Raw genomic sequence first — 17,536 nt, forward strand, 5'->3', positions numbered from 1 at the left:
TTCAGTACAGTACATAACACTTGTTTCGTAACCCGTTGAGGAGATGATGATGTTGACACACCGTTTTTCAACCATGACAAATCACTTGGGTTCATCCGCTGTAAGAGACATTCTGAAAGTGACTCAGGGCAAAGACATCCTGTCACTGGCCGGCGGCCTCCCGGCTGAGGCCTTTTTCCCTGTTGAGGCCGTACGCGAGGCGTACGAGCGGGCGCTTAGCAGTGGCGGCACGGCGCTGCAGTACGGCCTGACCGAAGGCTTTCTTCCGCTGCGCGAGCGTCTCTGCGAACAAATGGCCGCTGACGGCTGCCGGGTACAACCCGATGAAATTCTTATGACAACAGGCTCACAGCAATCCATTGATCTGATTGCGCGTATTTTTCTGGACCCGGAAGATGTGGTTCTTGTCGAGGCGCCTACGTACCTGTCCGCCCTGCAGGTATTTCAGTCGTACCAGGCTGTCCCCGTCGCCGTAGAAACGGATGAACACGGTATGCTGCCTGACGATTTGGAAGCCAAACTGCTCCGGCACCATCCGAAGTTTGTCTATGTCATCCCTACCTTCTCCAATCCGGGAGGCAATGTATGGAGTCTGGAACGCCGCAAGGCCGTGGTCGAACTGTGCCGCAAGCACGGAGTGCTCATTTTTGAGGACGATCCTTACGGGAAGGTGAAGTTCAATCCAGACATTAATTTTCCGTCCCTATTCTCTATCGATCAGCAGTACGGAGACACTGGCAATGTAATCTACACCAGCACATTTTCAAAAACCGTAGCTCCTGGTGTCCGTACCGGGTGGGTGATGGCCGACGCGTCGATTATCCGCATTGCTGCCAAAGCGAAGCAGGCATCGGACCTGCACTCCAGTCTTATCGATCAGCGTGCGCTTTATGAGCTGCTTGGCTTCTTTGATCTACAGGGCCATATCCGCACGGTATCCGCAGAATACCATGCACGGATGCTTAAAATGACCTCTTTAATGAGAGACCGCAAGTGGGAAGATACCTCTTGGATAGAACCGCAGGGGGGCATGTTCATGTGGGTGCAGATGCCTGATCATGTTAAAGCCGACGTTCTGCTGCAGCATGCTGTTCGTGAAGGAGTGGCTTTTGTGCCGGGTCAGGTGTTTTATAGCGATGGTTCGGGTTATAACCGGATGCGGGTTAACTTCACGCATACGGACCCGGATTTGCTGCCTGAGGCCATCGCACGCCTGGACCGCGCTTTCCACAGCTATGCCACCGCTTCCGTATCTGTTTAAATCCATGTACACCAAAAACAAGGCCGCGCCAACCGGAATTCGGGAGGCACGGCCTTGTTTGGATATAGGTTGTTCATAAGTCAGAAAGGTATAAAATGTTGCAGTTTGGAAAGTTTTCCGTAAGCCGGGTTCTGTACTCTTCGTGGTCCAAACGGGAACTACCCTCCCACCTCAAGTGACAATCATCTATCTAGGCCGAACATTGCTGCACGGCTCCAGCGACCAACCCGGACACGCCTCGGGCTAAGGCTGCTTCTCGAAGAAGCTGTGTCCCATTAGGTCTTGCTCCAGATGGGGTTTACCAGGAACGAAGTCACCAGCGTTCCTCGGGGTCTCTTACACCTCGGTTCCATCCTTGCCTGTGCCGCATAGCGGCCATCGGCGGTCCATTTCTGTGGCACTATCCTTCAACTCGCGCTGACTGGACGTTATCCAGCATCCTGCCCTGTGGAGCCCGGACTTTCCTCTCGCGGCTTGCGCCGCCAGCGATTGTCTGTCAAACTTTCGCACAACATTGTATAGTATACAGGTTTTGGGCAAGCCGCACAAGATCATTTTAACTGGAAGTCTGCCCTCTGCCTGCCAATAAGCTGATTACATAAAACGGAACGGCTCCGTATCCACTGCCGAGGCATGCACCTTGGTTTGGCAGCGGCTTTCCTCCAGCTTGGCGCGAAGCCAGCCTGCGGTTTGCTCCTTCATGATCTTCTCGGCATTATGTCCGGGGTCAATGATTGCAATCCCAGCCATAAGCGCGTCATGCGCCGTATGATAGTCAATATCCCCGGTTACGATGACATCGGCGCCTTTAAACAGCGCTTTGTTCACATAACGGCTACCGGAGCCGCCGAGAACAGCTGCTTTTTTAACCTCCCGGTCAAGATCGCCCACAACACGAACATGGGGTACTTTCAGCCCTTTTTTGACCACGTCTACAAATTCGCGCAGCGTGCAGGATTGTTTCAATTTGCCAACACGTCCCAGCCCGAAGGTTCGGCCTTTCAGATCCATCGGGTACAGGTCATAGGCCACCTCTTCATACGGATGGGCTTTCAGCATCGCCTGGATGACCTTGCTTCGTATACCTGCAGGAACTACCGTTTCCAGCCGGATTTCCTCAGCCTGCTCCATTTTGCCCTTCTGTCCCACAAACGGATTGGTGCCTTCCTGGGGTACAAAAGTGCCGATACCCTCTATATTGAAGCTACAGTGGCTGTAATTGCCGATATGGCCTGCCCCGGCTCCAAGAACGGCGTCCAGGACCTGCTGATGATGGGCTTTGGGCACAAATACTACCAGCTTGAACAATTGGTCTGTATGCACATCTTCCAGCGTGCCGGAGCTTTCAATCCCGAGAGCCTCGGCCATCCAGTCGTTCATGCCTCCCTCGGCCGTATCCAGATTTGTATGGCTGATATAAACTGCGATATCGTTTTTAATCAGCTTCTCGTACAGCTTGCCTGTCGGCTGGTCGGTGTTCAACGTTTTCAAGGGCCGGAAAATAATCGCATGGTGAGCGATGATCAAATCAGCCCCAAGGCCAATCGCCTCTTCCACCACTTCATCATTCACATCCAGGGCAATCAGCACCTGCCTGATCTCCTTCTGCAGGCTGCCGAGCTGAAGCCCGATTCTGTCATCCGGCACGGCCAGATGCTTGGGAGCCAGCTGTTCCATATATTGAATTACAGTCTGTCCTTGTGCAAACATGCAAGCACCTCCTCCAATTGTTCGATCTGCCGCCGCAGCTCTTCTCTTTTCTCGCGCGCGGACTCCAGCTCCGAACGTTCCACCTGCTTCAGCACAGATTGAAGCTTGGCAATTTCCCCCTGCCATTTTTTAAAGAAAACCTCGTTTGGCGCTTTTACCAAATGAGGGCCCATACGGAGAAGCATACCGGAATCCAGCGTACAGCCCCCTGCAAGCTGAACCGGCGCATACAGGTCTTCCTGCGACAGCGGGCTTTGGGATTCAGGAAGCGCGGTCAGAACCTCATAAATCTTCCCGTCTTCCTCCAGAATATGTTCCCCTGTAACCACCCAGCCGGAGTGAAGCAGCCAGTTTCGCAGCATATCCTCTCCCACATTCGGCTGAAGCACGAGCTGGCGTACACCCGGCAGTTTGCCCGTTCCTTCATCCAGAATGGTTGCGATCAGCGCGCCACCCATGCCCGCTATCGTGATGACATCAGCTTCTCCGGCCTTCACTACCTGCAGACCGTCACCGTGCCTCACATCGATCTTGTCCGCAAGACCTGCATCCGCCACCTGCTTCCTGGCTGCACGCAGCGGTCCGGCATTGACCTCGCCCGCAACCGCCTTGGATGCTCTTCCGCTTAATACAGCCGCTACCGGCAGAAGTGCATGATCCGACCCGATATCGGCCAGCACGCTGCCGGGCGGGATTTGTTCCAATATATACTGCAAACGCTGTGATAATTTCATGAAGCCACCCACACAATCCATTTTTTTCTATTCTATAAAAACATAGCATTCCCCGGCAGGCAGAACGTCAGACATGATTTGCATTACGGATAGAAAAGAGCTAAAATAAGACCCAATAAAACAAATCAAGGAAAATATGACAAAAGAAAGCAAAATCCTCCTTTGTCCGGCCTGCGAATAAATGCAAAAAGACCCTCTGCACTCAAGCCGCAGAAGGTCCGCTGATAACGCTATTCGAGAAAATCCTTGAGACGTTTGCTCCGGCTTGGATGACGAAGCTTGCGCAGTGCCTTGGCTTCAATCTGCCGAATCCGTTCGCGCGTAACGCCGAATACTTTGCCGACTTCCTCCAGTGTTCTGGTACGGCCGTCATCAAGACCGAAACGAAGGCGAAGCACGTTCTCTTCCCGTTCAGTTAGCGTATCCAGCACATCTTCAAGCTGCTCCTTGAGCAATTCATAGGCGGCAGCATCCGCAGGCGCCAGCGCCTCCTGATCCTCAATGAAGTCTCCAAGATGCGAGTCGTCCTCTTCCCCGATCGGTGTTTCAAGTGAAACAGGCTCCTGGGCGATCTTCATGATTTCCCGCACTTTTTCCACACTAAGCTCCATCTCAGCCGCCACTTCTTCAGGCGATGGCTCACGTCCGAGCTCCTGCAGCAGCTGGCGCGACACGCGAATCAGCTTATTGATCGTTTCCACCATATGAACAGGTATCCGGATCGTTCTGGCCTGGTCAGCAATGGCGCGCGTAATGGCCTGACGAATCCACCAGGTCGCATAGGTACTGAATTTGTAACCTTTGCTGTGGTCAAACTTCTCGACAGCCTTGATCAAGCCCATGTTGCCTTCCTGAATCAAATCCAGGAACAGCATGCCTCTGCCCACATAACGCTTGGCGATGCTGACCACGAGACGCAGGTTCGCTTCCGCCAGCCGGCGCTTCGCTTCTTCGTCGCCTTTTTCAATCCGCTTTGCCAGCTCCACTTCATCATCCGCAGACAGGAGCGGAACACGGCCGATCTCCTTCAGATACATGCGGACAGGGTCATTGATTTTGATGCCCGGCGGCAAGCTCAGATCATCGTCAAAATTGAAATCGTCGCTGTCATTACTGTTATCAGGATCATCGCTTTGGCGTATGGTTGCAAGATCCTCATCGCTGTCGTTGACAACCTCAATCCCCAAGTCGCCAAGCTGCTCGTAAAACTCATCCATTTGTTCGGGATCTTGGTCAAATGGCGACAGTTTTTCCATGATGTCTTTGTAATTTAGAGAAGATCTCTTTCTACCCGCTTCAATTAACTGATCCTTCACCTGATCCAGCGTTAATTCCGTTTCTAGTTCAGTATGCTGATCATTCGCCATATTTCGACTCCCTCCTCCCTAGAAACATCCGACCTACCTTTTATTGTCTCTCTAGGGCTATAATCTCACTTGCAATTTTGGCTGCCTCCAGAAAATCACCGGAACGTTCGGCCGCAACCATTTCTTCCCTCTTCCGATCCAGCATCTGCTGCATAGGATATTTCTTCACTTCCCGGATACAGTCATCCAAAATTTCCGGCGACCATGTTCCCGGTGTGTCCATCATGACGATGGAGCTGACCGTTTTTTCAAGACGGTCATCATGGAGGGAAGCGATAAACCGGCTGGAGTCCGGCGGTTTGCCTTGTGCATAATATGCATATAGATATGCGGCAATTGCCGCATAATCCTCAATATTAAAGGCATCCCCCAGGTGGTCCTCAACGTATCGGGCGGCTTCGGCATCCTGAAGCATCCAGGACAGCAGCCTCCGTTCAGCCGCATGGTAGGCGGGGAGCAAATTCGGTGTCGGTATGTGGCCCTTTTTATGCCTACCATTATTCCACCTTTTCTCGTTATTATCCCCTGCCTGCTGTTTTTTTTGCAGCGACTGCCTGAGCAAATTACACTCCTGCTTCAGCGTTTCATAATCCACCTTGACTTCCAAGGATACCTCGCGGAGGTAAACCTCACGCTCTGTCGGAGAAGATAAGGGTGCGATAATCTTTAAAGCTTCGCGGGAATATGCGATCCTTCCTTCTTCTTCTAGCAGTATATGGTTTTTCCTCAGATATATAAGCTTAAATTTAACCGTTGAAACGGCGCCGTCAATGATTTGCCGCTTGAAGCGGTCGCTCCCATGCTGGCGGATGAAATCATCCGGATCCATCCCTTCATTTAGCAGTCCGACCTTCACGTGCAGCCCCGCATTCTCCAGTATAGGAAAGTTTTTCAATGTGGCGGCTTGTCCGGCAGAGTCGCCATCGTAACAGATGATAACCTCATCGCACAACCCTTTCAGCATCGTGGCCTGATGCTCGGTCAGCGCCGTGCCCATTCCCGCCGTCGCATTCTGAACCCCTGCTTCCCAGGCTGCGATCACATCGCCATATCCTTCAAAAAGAACAGCCTGTCCCAGCTTGCGAATAGCCGGCTTGGCCTGATGAAGGTTGTACAGCGTGCGGCTTTTGTTAAACAAGCGGGTCTCCGGTGAATTAAGGTATTTCGGCTGCCCTTCTCCAATGATCCGGCCCGCGAAGGCTATCACCTTGCCGTTCCGGTTCCAGATCGGGAACATGACACGATCACGGAAGCGGTCTACATAACCGTCCTGTTCATGACGGGCCGACAGCAGTCCGCCCTTCTCCATTTCCGCAAGATCAAAGGAGCGTTTTTCCAAAAATTGAACAAGCGTATCCCAACGGTTGGGAGCATAACCGATCTGAAACTGGTCGATCATCTTGTCTGTAAATCCCCGTGACCGAAGGTATTCCATTGCGGCTTTGCCATGCTCCGTATTTTTAAGCAGAAAATGATACAGCTTTGCAGCTACCTCGTATGCCTGCAGCAGCCGCTCCACCTCGGGATGCTGGTGGGCCGACTCGCGGCTCTGCCAATCCCCGAGCGGGATATGACTCTCTTCCGCCATCGATCTGACAGCCTCGGGAAAGGTTAGTCCTTCGATTTCCATCATAAATTTGATGGCATTTCCACCCTTGCCGCAGCCGTAGCAGTAAAAGATCTGACGCTCGGGCGTCACCGTGAAAGAAGGGGTTTTCTCAGAATGAAAAGGGCAGAGGCCTTTCATATACTTCCCCTGCTTGGTCAAATGCACGTACTTGCTTACCGTGTCCACGATATCATGCTGCTGCAGCACCGATTCAATGATATTCTCCGGTATGTTACCATGTCCGGCACTCATTCCAACCACCTTCATCTCTTTAGCACGTAAATATATTCGCTATTCCAACCCATTCTCCTGCAAACTTGTTAAAAGTTTTGTCAATTTATGTTGAAATATTATTCGATCCTCTTCCGTAAGGGCTTTAGGTCCTTTGGCATAACGCCCGCGCCGTCTCTCCTTGGCGGAAATATGACGCCGATCAAGCATAAAATCAATTGAATCGTCACTGTACAGCGCCCCCCGGAAGGAAATCGCGCTGCAGCCTTTCGCCAGCGCCAGCGCAGCCAGCCCGTAATCATTGGTAGCCACAATATCTCCCTGGCGAACATGATTGGCAATATACAGATCCGCGCTCTGATCGCTGCGGTCGACGGTTACAACCGTTATACCTGTGCCGCCTTTTAAAAGATGATCAAAGGAAGATACCAGTATAACCTCCATCTGAAACCTGGCTGCGGCTGCCGCGATTTCAGCTTTGACCGGACAGGCATCCCCGTCCACGACAATACGCCTGCTGCTCAGATTCACCGCTTCTCACCGCCGCTTTCTCTGAAAAAACGTCTAACGGGTGCTTTATTTTGCTAAAATTTATAATTCTAAAACCATAAATACGGAACGATGCGTCAGCAGCATCGTTCCGTATTTTATTTATCCCTCTATCTTCCTACTCTGGAGGCACGACTACGTCTTGCTTCTACCAGACAAGCTTTGAGAAATCCGCAAATTGCTTAAGATCCCCATGGATGGCGGCCAGCAGCGCCAGCCGGTTATTGCGCACACCTTCATCTTCGGCCATCACCATGACGGAATCAAAAAATGAAGTTACGGCTTCCGTCAGCTGGCCGGCAAGAGCCAGAGCTTCTGCAGCCTGGCGCCGGCTGAGCGCATCGAGGTAAGGTTGATGCACGTCCTGCCAGGCGGCATACAGGTTCTTCTCTCCGGCATCCGCAAACACTTCCGGATTAACGGACGCATGCACGGCTTTGGCTGCCAGATTGCCCACCCGGTTGAAGGATTCCACCGTGTTCTTGAAGGCCTCTCCCGTCTGCACCGCATCCATTAACGCAGAGCCGCGCGCCACAACGGAAGCGACATCATCATAACCCGCGCTGAGCACCGCGTCGACTACGTCATAGCGCAGCGTTTCAGACAGCAATTTTTTCACTCTGAGCCCGAAGAATTCATGCAAGTCTTTACGCACTTCCTCGGCCGAACGTTTCATACTGCCGTAATTCTGATGAATGTCCAGTGCGATTCCGAACAGCTCGGACAACCCGACGGACAGCTCGCGCTCCAGCACAATCTGCACAATACCGGCGGCTTGGCGGCGCAATGCGTACGGATCCTGGGAACCGGTCGGAATGATGCCGATAGAGAAGCAGCCTGTGATGGTATCCAGCTTATCCGCAATGCTGACAATGGCACCGGCCAGCGTCGAAGGAACGTCATCACCAGCAAACCGCGGTTGGTAATGCTCGAATACCGCCTTGGCCACTTCTTCCTTTTCTCCGGCCTTGCGGGCATAATCCTCTCCCATAACCCCTTGCAGCTCGGGAAATTCATAGACCATCTGGGTTACAAGGTCGAATTTGCAAATATCGGCGGCACGGCTAACGGATTCCACCGTATCAGCAGGTGCGCCCAGCTTCTGGGCAAGCATATCGGCAATGCGGCGCACTCGGCGCACCTTATCGCCGACCGTACCCAGTTCTTCATGGAACACAATGCTCTCCAACTTGGAGACCGCATCCTTGATTTCCAGCTTCTGATCTTCCTCATAGAAGAACTTCGCGTCCGACAAGCGTGCGCGAAGCACCTTCTCGTTCCCTTTCGCAATGACATCCAGCGAGTCCTTGCCGCCGTTGCGGACGGTCACGAAATAAGGAAGCAGCTCACCTTTGTCATCCAGCACAGGGAAGTAACGCTGATGCTCGCGCATGGACGTGATCAGCACTTCCTGTGGAATACTCAAGAAGGAAGGATCGAACGTGCCGAACAGCACCGTCGGCGTTTCAACCAGGAAGAGCACTTCCTCCAGCAGATCGTCCTTTACAGCGATTTTCCACTTTTTCTCCGCTGCAAGAGCTTCAATCTGCTCCAGGATCATGCGCTGACGCTCTTCGATATCCACGATGACATGCTGTCCGCGCAATGTCTCCACATAAGCGGCGGGCTCGGCGATTTCCGCATCCTGCCCAAGAAAACGATGACCACGTGTAACGTTGCCCGCCTTGACGCTGGCAATGTCCAGGCCGATGACATCGGTTCCGTACATGGCCACAAGCCAGCGGATCGGTCTTACAAATTTAAAATCATAAGAAGCCCAGCGCATAAATTTCGGGAAAGTCATGGCATGCAGAATGCCCGTCAATCCTTCCGCCAGTACCTCTGACGTCGGAACGCCGATGCTGCTTTTGGTTGCGTAAATATATTCTACTTCGCCCAGCTCTTTAAAGGTGAACTGCTCTGGATCAACGCCCTGGCTGCGGGCAAAGCCGAGCGCAGCCTTGCTCCAGTTCCCATGCTCATCCTGTGCGATCTTGCGCGAAGGTCCTTTAACTTCCTCCTGTACGTCCTCCTGCTTCTCCGCCACATCGCGGACCAGCACAGCCAGTCTGCGCGGCGTTGCGTAGCCCTCTACAGCGCCGTGGGCGATCCGCGAGCTGTCCAGCCACTGGGTCATTCTTTCTTTCAATTGGGCAATGGCAGCAGGGATAAAGCGGGCCGGTACTTCTTCAAGGCCGATCTCAAACAGCAAATCTTTAGACATGCTCCGCACCTCTCTTCTTCATCAGCGGGAAGCCGAGCTTCTCGCGCTCCTCCAGATACGTTGCCGCCACTTGGCGGGCCAGGTTGCGCACGCGCATAATATAACCGGTACGCTCGGTAACGCTGATCGCCCCGCGTGCATCAAGAAGGTTGAAGGTGTGGGAGCATTTCAGCACATAATCGTATGCAGGGAACACCAGATGCTGGGCCATCGCCTTATTCGCCTCTTCCTCATACATATTGAAGAGTGTGAACAGCATTTTCACGTCCGACACCTCGAAGGTATACTTGGAATGCTCGTATTCAGGCTGATGGAATACGTCACCGTAGGTTACCCCGTTAACCCACTCCAGATCGAATACGTTCTCTTTCTCCTGAATATAGGATGCCAGCCGCTCCATACCATAAGTGATCTCAACCGCCACCGGGCTGGCGTCAATACCGCCGACCTGCTGAAAATACGTAAACTGGGTGATTTCCATACCGTCCAGCCATACTTCCCAGCCAAGTCCCCATGCGCCGAGCGTCGGAGCTTCCCAGTTGTCTTCCACGAAGCGGATGTCATGCTCAAGCGGATTGATGCCGAGACGCTGCAGGCTTTCGAGATACAGCTCCTGGATATTGTCCGGCGAAGGCTTCAAAATCACCTGAAACTGATGATGCTGGTACAGCCTGTTCGGGTTCTCGCCATAACGGCCGTCAGCCGGACGGCGGGAAGGCTCCACATAAGCGACATTCCACGGCTCAGGTCCGATGGAACGAAGGTAGGTCATCGGATTCATAGTACCGGCGCCTTTTTCCGTGTCATAAGGCTGCACGATGATGCAGTTTTGTTCAGCCCAGAACTGCTGAAGCGTCAGAATCATCTGCTGAAAATTCATGAATACATGCCTCTTTTCCAATAAAATAGTTGCGGAGCATGTACAGGGCACGGGCAGGCACATGAAAAAGCCCCCGTCCCTCTACGCCTGTACAGACGTAGGGACGAGAGCTGGCTCCCGCGGTTCCACCCTACTTGACTGCTGCTCCCGTAAAGGAGCTTGCAATCCGCTTTCCGTGTCATTCATGCTCCCGGGTGCCCTTTCACTGTTGGTTCCCGTCAGGCTTCCACCATCCCTGACTCGCTTGAAGGAAGATCAAGCAGCTACTTTCCCGATCTTTGCATGTCTCATTTAAGAGATAATTACAATACATATTACACAACAATAACATATTAGTCAAACACAAAAATTATTACTGAATATCATACTTGTCCAGCTGATCGAGAAAATTGCGGGATTTGAGCTGCATACCGAGCTGTGCATCCATAAATTTGCGCATAATCCCTTTAATCTCATTCCGCGTCGCCTCGCTGACATTCACATTGCCCAGCCTGGTCAAATCCAGGCGGGCAAACAGACGCAGCAGCTTCATCGCGCGGGGAGTAACAAGAACGGCAGCGGGATCAAAATGCTTGCAGGCTCTGCAAAGCACGCCCCCCAGACCCGGGCTGATCCATTCCTCCGTCTCTTGCTGGCCGCATTCTCTTCCGCAGGAAATGCAGTTATCCAATTGCGGGGCATAACCTGCAGCCTGCAGAATCTTGAGTTCATATATGCTAATGATGACCTGCGGGTCCTTGCCGCTTTCCAGCGCTTCGAGGCAGGCCTTGATCTGCCTGAACCAGAAGGCCCCCGTATCCTCGTCCTGCAGCACCCTGTTCAGCAGCTCGCAGGCGTAGGATGCGTAGGCTGCCTTGAAGATGTCCTCCCTGAGTCCATGATGGGAATCGATCAACTCCCCGGCGTTGAGCGTCCCCAGCCCCGTATTGCGAAAAAAAACATACTGCCCGTATGTAAACGGCTGGGCCAGCGCGCCATGGCGGCTCTTCGGCTTTTTCGCGCCGCGTATGAGCACTCCGACCTTGCCGCCGTGTTCGGTGCACAGCGTTATGATTTTATTCCCCTCGCCGTAGTCCATACTGCGGATGACGATGCCTTCCAATTTGTAAAGCATTTCCCCATCCCCCATGCGCTTTTGCATATTGCAAAAGCCTTCTTACCGGCCAAGCCTATTCTGCGGCTTCCTCCTGTTCGTCCGGTTCCGTAACAGCCGCCATCTGCTCTCCCAGTGCGGCAGCTTCTTTGTAAAACAAATACGCATCGACATCTCCAGTCATCATAAAATACTTCCACGAAAAATCTCGCATTCGTATTCATCCTTTCATTCGGAAATGACGTCTGCATTTACGAAGATAGGATGCTCGTTGACCGGGAAACTATGCCATGCAATAAATGGCTATGATCAGGCATCGCGATGGAATCCGAGGTCGCGCAGCACACGCTCCTGATTGCGCCAATCCTTCTTCACCTTGACCCACAGCTCAAGGAAAATTTTCGACCCCAACAGCTTCTGAATATCCTGACGCGCCTGCTTGCCTACCTCTTTAAGCATGGCGCCTTGCTTGCCGATAATAATGCCTTTCTGCGAATCCCGTTCCACATAGATGACAGCCGAGATATGAACAACACCGTTGCTCTCCGCCCGCATGTCCTCGATCATGACAGCTATGGAATGGGGGACCTCTTCCCGGGTCATATGCAAAATTTTCTCCCTGACCAGTTCGGCAATAACAAACTGCTCGGGATGATCCGTTACCTGGTCCTCCGGATAATACTGCGGACCTTCCGGCAAATATTTCTCGATCTGCTCCAGCAGTCGGTTCACATTGTTGCCCATTTTGGCCGAGATCGGCACGATTTCCGCGAAATCATACAGCTTCCGGTATTCTTCAATCAGCGGCAGCAGCGCTTCCGGCTCAATCTTGTCGATTTTGTTCATCACGAGAATGATGGGCGTGGACACCTTGTTCAGCTGTTCGGCAATGAAACGGTCGCCTCCGCCCATACCCTCCGACGCGTCCACCAGAAACAGAGCAGCTTCGACTTCGCCGAGGGTGTTAAGGGCCGTCTGATTCATAAAATCGCCAAGCTTGGACTGCCGCTTATGAATGCCGGGCGTATCCAGAAACACGATCTGTATGTCCGGCGTTGTGTATACTCCATGTATTTTGTTGCGGGTCGTTTGCGGCTTATCCGACATGATCGCGATTTTCTGGCCGATCACATGATTCATCAAGGTGGATTTGCCGACATTTGGCCTGCCGACGATCGCGACAAAGCCTGATCTGAATTTTGTTTTACTCATATTCATTCCTCCGACGCCCTGCGTCCGTGTGTTCTTCTTTTCTTTAATATTACCCTAGTTTACGGCCGCTCTTTGCCAAGATCGGATGGGCCAAAAGCTCCCGGCAGCAGCTCAGCAAGAGTGGTTTCGCGCATATCCCCTTTTAGATTACCCAAATAAACCGGCATGTCAGGGGGACAGAGCTCCACTATAACCTGCCTGCATACACCACATGGAGCGATCGGCCCCTCTGTATCTCCGACCACAGCCAGCGCTTTGAAGCTCCCAGGCTTTTGACCCTGAGCCACCGCGCTGAACAATGCCGTGCGTTCGGCACAGTTGCTCGGCCCGTAAGCGGCATTTTCAATATTGCATCCATGGTGGACCTTACCTTCGGCATCCAGCAGCGCGGCACCCACACTAAACCCTGAATAAGGCACATAAGCCTTCACACGCGCCTTGACAGCTTCCTGCATTAACAACATTGGATCCATTCCGACCGACTCCCAACCGTTTAAATTATATATTTTCACTGTGAAGCAATTTACAGCAAATGCCTCAGCAAGGCCAATACAGGTTTATAAAACACAATAACCCCTGTAATGACAGCAAAAACCGCAGCCAGCAGCACAGCTCCGGCGGCGGTGTCTTTAGCGGCCTTGGCCAGCGGATGAGCATCGGGACTGACAAGGTCCACGACAGCTTCGACAGCGGTATTGAACAGCTCCGCTGCCATCACTAAAGCGCAGCACGCCAGAATAAACAGCCATTCCATCCGGGAGATACGGAACACGATACCCGCCGTGATAACACCCAGAGATATGACAACATGCACCCTCATATTCATCTGTGTGCGAAGGGCGTACCCGATCCCTTCCAAGGCATAACGAAATGTCGCTCTCCACGAATGGGGCGGCCTCATCAGCGCGTTAACCCCACTTCCGCGAGCACAGCCTCCTGCTTGGACATCATCTCCGCTTCGCTGGCTTCATCCTGATGGTCATAGCCGAGAAGATGCAGAAAACCGTGAACAAACAGAAAACCGAGCTCCCTTTCCAACGAATGGCCATATTCTTCACTTTGCCTTTTCGCCGTCTCCACAGAAATAATAATATCGCCAAGCACCTCAGGGAGATCCGGCTCAGCGTCTTCTTCCCCGATCTCATAGACGATCTCCGGCTCATCCTCAAGCCCTTCATTCATAGCAAAGGAAAGCACATCCGTCGGGCGGTCGATGCCGCGATACTGCTTGTTCAGCTCATGAATGTGCTCATCCGTAACAAAGGTTAGCGCCACTTCGCCATCATTCACTCCTTCGGCTTCCCCCGCTTTGCGCAGGACGGTCTCCAGGGTGGAAATAAATGATTCATTGATATTCAAAACTTCCTGTTCATTGCTCCATGCCAATTGAAGGCTCATGCTTTACGCTCCTTTTTTGCGTGACAATCTTTCCTGTTACTGCAGTTTTTCTTCCTTCGGTTTTTCCTCCGGATATTCGATCCGGGAATGGAAGATGCCCATAACGGTTTCTTTCAGCGTTTGCGAGATGATGTCCAGTTCGCGCATCGTCAGATCGCATTCGTTGAACTGTTGATCATCCAGTTTGCTTTTAATAATTTTTCCGATCATCGTTTCGATCTGCTCCACCGTCGGCTTCCGCAGCGACCTTACCGCAGCCTCAACGCTGTCAGAGATGCCTACCACAGCCGCTTCTTTGGATTGGGCTTTGGGCCCAGGATAGCGGAAGTCATCCTCTGTGAAATCCGGTTCAACGCCCCGCTCCTCCGCCTGCCTTAAAGCCTTGTGATAGAAAAAGTGGAGGAAGGAGGTCCCATGATGCTGTTCAGCAATATCCCTGATCGGCTTTGGCAGCTTGTATTCCTTCTGCATTTCCACACCGTCCCGGGCATGGGCAATGATGATCGACTTGCTGAGCTTGGGATCGATCGAATCATGCGGATTGTCCATCCCGTTCTGATTTTCAATAAAATACGAAGGGCGTTTCGTTTTCCCTACATCATGATAGTATGAGCCGACACGGCACAATAATCCGTTGGCTCCGATCGCTTCCGCGGCTGCCTCGGACAGGTTGCCGACCATGACGCTGTGATGGTAGGTGCCGGGGGTTTCCGTCAGCAGCTTCCGCAGCAGCGGATGATTCGGATTGGACAGCTCCACCAGCTTGAGAGCCGATAAAATACCAAACGTGGACTCGAAAAAAGGCATTAGCCCGATGACCAGTATGGCAGTAAGCATCCCGCCGGCAATGGCTCCCACGATCGAATAGAGCGTGCTCAACTGGTTCCAGCTTCCCTGGTCAATCAACACAAGGGAGAGCACGGATAAGGCCCCGAAAATGCATACCATAATCGATCCCTTGAACAGGGTGGAACGCTGACTGGCGCGGTGAACGGTGAAAATGGCGGTAAGGGACACCACAAACGTAAAAAAGCCGTAATTAAAATCAAAAATTTGTCCCTGCCGTGCATTGAGAATAATGCTGGACAGTATACTGATGATGACCGTGCATATAAACGCCAGCGATCTGTCCAGCAGCAGCGTAACCAGCATCGCTCCAATCGCCACCGGGGCAAAATACCCTATGTAAGACCGTTCACTTGTCTGCAACGTATGTGCCAGGAGCAGAACGACGATGGTGATGATGAAAATGAGTACAAGCATAAGAAGCTGCGCATTATTATATTTAAACTGACGGGAATCCGACTGCCGAATGAATACAAGCAGCCCGAGCGCCAGCAGACAGGAAAGCATAAGCAATCCAAACTGCGGCCAATAGTTAATCTCGTCCTTGAGCAAATTGTTCTCATCAAGCAGCGTATAAATATCCTGGGTGATGATCTCGCCTATGTGGACAAGGATCTCCCCTTGGTCTATATATACGGTGGGCGTATTTTCACGAGCCTCGACCTTGGCTGCCTTCGTCGCTTCATCATCATAGAACTTGTTCGCCGTGACGGCAAGCCTTGCCAGCTCCTGCACGACTTCACGGGAGGTACGGTCGCTCAGCGAGCTAGTGCTCACCAATTCGGCCACCTTGGCTCTCGCCGTCGCTGCATCCGAAATCTGATCATTCATGAGCCTGGCGACGATCTCGCGGGCAACCGGCTTCATTTCCGTAATATTGTCCGAAGACAGACGCGGAATTTTGATAAAGGTTTCCTCTGGAATTTTGTAGGTTTGTTCTTTCGTCTTTTCAAGCACCCCATCCAGAAGTTTGTCCGGATAAGCATCCGCTTTTTTGCTATTGTTGACGAAGTTATTTACGAAATCCGCTGCCCGCTGCGGGATTTCCTCTTTATAAATTGCAGCTTTATCCGCATGCGAAACCTGGTCATCCTGATTCAGGCGGTCGACCCGGTCCAATATGGATGTCACCAGATTGTCGTTGCGCATCGGCACAATGGTATAAATATCCTGTACTCTTTCGGCAGCCTGCTCCTGCGCCTGCAGCGTTGCCTTGTTGTTCGGCAGCTGCATCGGGGCAACGATGTCCTTCTCGCTTGGTGTATTTACCCGGATATCATAACGTTCGGGAAGAAGACCCGGAGCAAGACTGACATAGAAAAGAATCACCAAAAACAAAAACAGAAGATAGCGTGTAGCCACGCTATACTTCCATCCGTTCATTCTATACTGGGTCATTTTACTGGTGCCTTTCGACAGTTCTTTCGGAGCCATAGAGACAATCCCTCTCTATACTTGATTTTCGGCAGCACGGTCATAGGCTACAATGATTTTTTGAACCAGGGAATGGCGCACGACGTCTTCATCCGCAAACTGCACGAACCCGATCTCCTCAATGGAATTCAAAATGGTTTTCGCTTCAATCAATCCCGATCTCTTGCCGCGCGGCAGGTCAATCTGGGTGACATCCCCCGTAATAACCATTTTGGAGCCGAAGCCAAGGCGCGTCAAAAACATTTTCATCTGCTCTGGCGTCGTATTCTGGGCCTCGTCCAAAATAATGAACGCATCATCCAGCGTACGCCCCCTCATATAGGCGAGAGGAGCAATTTCAATCAATCCTCGCTCCAGGGCCTTGGCCGTCTGGTCCGGCCCCATGACATCATAGAGTGCGTCGTAGAGCGGACGCAAATAGGGGTCGACTTTCTCCTGCAGATCGCCTGGCAGGAAGCCCAGATTCTCGCCCGCTTCCACGGCAGGCCGGGTAAGAATAATCCGCTTGACGGAGCCCTCTTTAAGCGCGGCAACGGCAAGCACGACGGCCAGATATGTTTTGCCGGTCCCCGCCGGCCCAATGCCGAAGACGACATCCCGTTTTTTGATCGTTGTCACATAATGCTTCTGGCCAATCGTTTTCACCCGGATCGGCTTGCCGCGGAAGGTGGTGGCAATCTCGCCCTTGAACAGGTCAAGCAGCTGATCCGCTCTCAGATCCTTCGCCAGATCTATCGCATAATGAATATCCCGTTCGCTAAGAACAAACCCGTTGCGGATCAGCTGCAGCAGTACGTCAAACAACTGTTCCAGAATTTCAACCTCGCGCGGTTCGCCGTAGATGGCGATTTCCTCCGCCCGGGAATCGATCTTGGCCGGAATCTCCGTTTCAATTATTTTTAAGAAAGAATCCCGCGGGCCGAAAAGAGCCTGTCCCTCTCCCGCATTGTGCAATGCAATTCGTATGCTGTGTTGTTGTTCAGCCAAA

The 17,536-nt window shown here is 52.3% G+C and carries 16 protein-coding genes and 1 other RNA gene; 1 reads left to right on the top strand and 16 read right to left on the bottom strand.

All coding sequences use genetic code 11. The annotated features are described in order from the left end of the window. The first annotated feature begins 52 nt into the window (after nucleotides 1–52). Entirely contained in the window at nucleotides 53–1,261 is a 1,209-nt protein-coding gene (locus ACI1P2_RS22225; protein ID WP_355322735.1) for an aminotransferase-like domain-containing protein, read from the top strand. A 105-nt stretch (nucleotides 1,262–1,366) separates the two neighbouring features. On the opposite strand, the gene rnpB is transcribed toward ACI1P2_RS22225, so the two are convergent. From rnpB to ACI1P2_RS22305, 16 genes are all read right to left on the bottom strand, one after another. Further along, nucleotides 1,367–1,766, bottom strand: an RNA gene (gene rnpB / locus ACI1P2_RS22230) — RNase P RNA component class A. Between the two features lie 89 nt (nucleotides 1,767–1,855). Beyond that, nucleotides 1,856–2,971: a Nif3-like dinuclear metal center hexameric protein gene (locus ACI1P2_RS22235; protein WP_355322737.1), complete on the bottom strand. Its 1,116-nt coding sequence runs from the start codon at nucleotides 2,969–2,971 to the stop codon at nucleotides 1,856–1,858. Then, nucleotides 2,947–3,705, bottom strand: coding sequence for a tRNA (adenine(22)-N(1))-methyltransferase (locus ACI1P2_RS22240; protein WP_355322739.1), 759 nt, complete (start codon nucleotides 3,703–3,705; stop codon nucleotides 2,947–2,949). Before ACI1P2_RS22240 ends, ACI1P2_RS22235 begins: the two co-directional genes overlap by 25 nt. 230 nt (nucleotides 3,706–3,935) lie before the next feature. Further along, the gene (gene rpoD / locus ACI1P2_RS22245) at nucleotides 3,936–5,072 is read right to left on the bottom strand and encodes an RNA polymerase sigma factor RpoD (protein WP_355322741.1); all 1,137 of its coding nucleotides are present in this window, start codon (nucleotides 5,070–5,072) and stop codon (nucleotides 3,936–3,938) included. Nucleotides 5,073–5,112: 40 nt separating this feature from the next. After that, the gene (gene dnaG, locus ACI1P2_RS22250) at nucleotides 5,113–6,933 is read right to left on the bottom strand and encodes a DNA primase (protein ID WP_355322743.1); all 1,821 of its coding nucleotides are present in this window, start codon (nucleotides 6,931–6,933) and stop codon (nucleotides 5,113–5,115) included. 39 nt (nucleotides 6,934–6,972) lie between these two features. After that, a complete protein-coding gene (locus tag ACI1P2_RS22255; protein WP_355322745.1) occupies nucleotides 6,973–7,443 on the bottom strand; it encodes a YaiI/YqxD family protein in 471 nt (156 codons plus the stop codon). A gap of 166 nt (nucleotides 7,444–7,609) precedes the next feature. Further along, nucleotides 7,610–9,685, bottom strand: a complete 2,076-nt coding sequence (gene glyS / locus ACI1P2_RS22260; RefSeq protein WP_355322747.1) for a glycine--tRNA ligase subunit beta — start codon at nucleotides 9,683–9,685, stop codon at nucleotides 7,610–7,612. Continuing rightward, nucleotides 9,678–10,565 carry a glycine--tRNA ligase subunit alpha gene (gene glyQ, locus ACI1P2_RS22265; RefSeq protein WP_355322749.1) on the bottom strand — a complete coding sequence of 296 codons (888 nt, stop codon included), beginning with the start codon at nucleotides 10,563–10,565 and terminating at the stop codon, nucleotides 9,678–9,680. Before glyQ ends, glyS begins: the two co-directional genes overlap by 8 nt. A 352-nt stretch (nucleotides 10,566–10,917) precedes the next feature. Further along, nucleotides 10,918–11,679 carry a DNA repair protein RecO gene (gene recO / locus ACI1P2_RS22270; RefSeq protein ID WP_355322751.1) on the bottom strand — a complete coding sequence of 254 codons (762 nt, stop codon included), beginning with the start codon at nucleotides 11,677–11,679 and terminating at the stop codon, nucleotides 10,918–10,920. A gap of 55 nt (nucleotides 11,680–11,734) precedes the next feature. Next, complete coding sequence (locus ACI1P2_RS22275; RefSeq protein ID WP_355322753.1) at nucleotides 11,735–11,872, bottom strand: YqzL family protein; 138 nt, start codon at nucleotides 11,870–11,872, stop codon at nucleotides 11,735–11,737. A 95-nt stretch (nucleotides 11,873–11,967) separates the two neighbouring features. Continuing rightward, nucleotides 11,968–12,870 carry a GTPase Era gene (era, locus tag ACI1P2_RS22280; RefSeq protein ID WP_355322755.1) on the bottom strand — a complete coding sequence of 301 codons (903 nt, stop codon included), beginning with the start codon at nucleotides 12,868–12,870 and terminating at the stop codon, nucleotides 11,968–11,970. A 59-nt stretch (nucleotides 12,871–12,929) separates the two neighbouring features. Beyond that, nucleotides 12,930–13,343 (bottom strand): cytidine deaminase, encoded by a 414-nt coding sequence (locus ACI1P2_RS22285; RefSeq protein WP_355322757.1) that lies wholly within the window; start codon nucleotides 13,341–13,343, stop codon nucleotides 12,930–12,932. Nucleotides 13,344–13,393: 50 nt separating this feature from the next. Next, on the bottom strand, nucleotides 13,394–13,774 hold the full coding sequence (locus ACI1P2_RS22290) for a diacylglycerol kinase family protein (protein WP_408976305.1): 381 nt from the start codon (nucleotides 13,772–13,774) through the stop codon (nucleotides 13,394–13,396). Beyond that, entirely contained in the window at nucleotides 13,771–14,268 is a 498-nt protein-coding gene (gene ybeY, locus ACI1P2_RS22295) for an rRNA maturation RNase YbeY (protein WP_355322761.1), read from the bottom strand. Before ybeY ends, ACI1P2_RS22290 begins: the two co-directional genes overlap by 4 nt. Nucleotides 14,269–14,304: 36 nt before the next feature. Continuing rightward, nucleotides 14,305–16,548, bottom strand: coding sequence for an HD family phosphohydrolase (locus ACI1P2_RS22300; protein WP_355322763.1), 2,244 nt, complete (start codon nucleotides 16,546–16,548; stop codon nucleotides 14,305–14,307). 15 nt (nucleotides 16,549–16,563) lie between these two features. Then, a complete protein-coding gene (locus ACI1P2_RS22305; protein WP_355322765.1) occupies nucleotides 16,564–17,535 on the bottom strand; it encodes a PhoH family protein in 972 nt (323 codons plus the stop codon). Between the last annotated feature and the right edge of the window lies 1 nt (nucleotide 17,536).

Source organism: Paenibacillus jiangxiensis, assembly GCF_046098255.1.
GTDB lineage: Bacteria > Bacillota > Bacilli > Paenibacillales > Paenibacillaceae > Paenibacillus > Paenibacillus jiagnxiensis.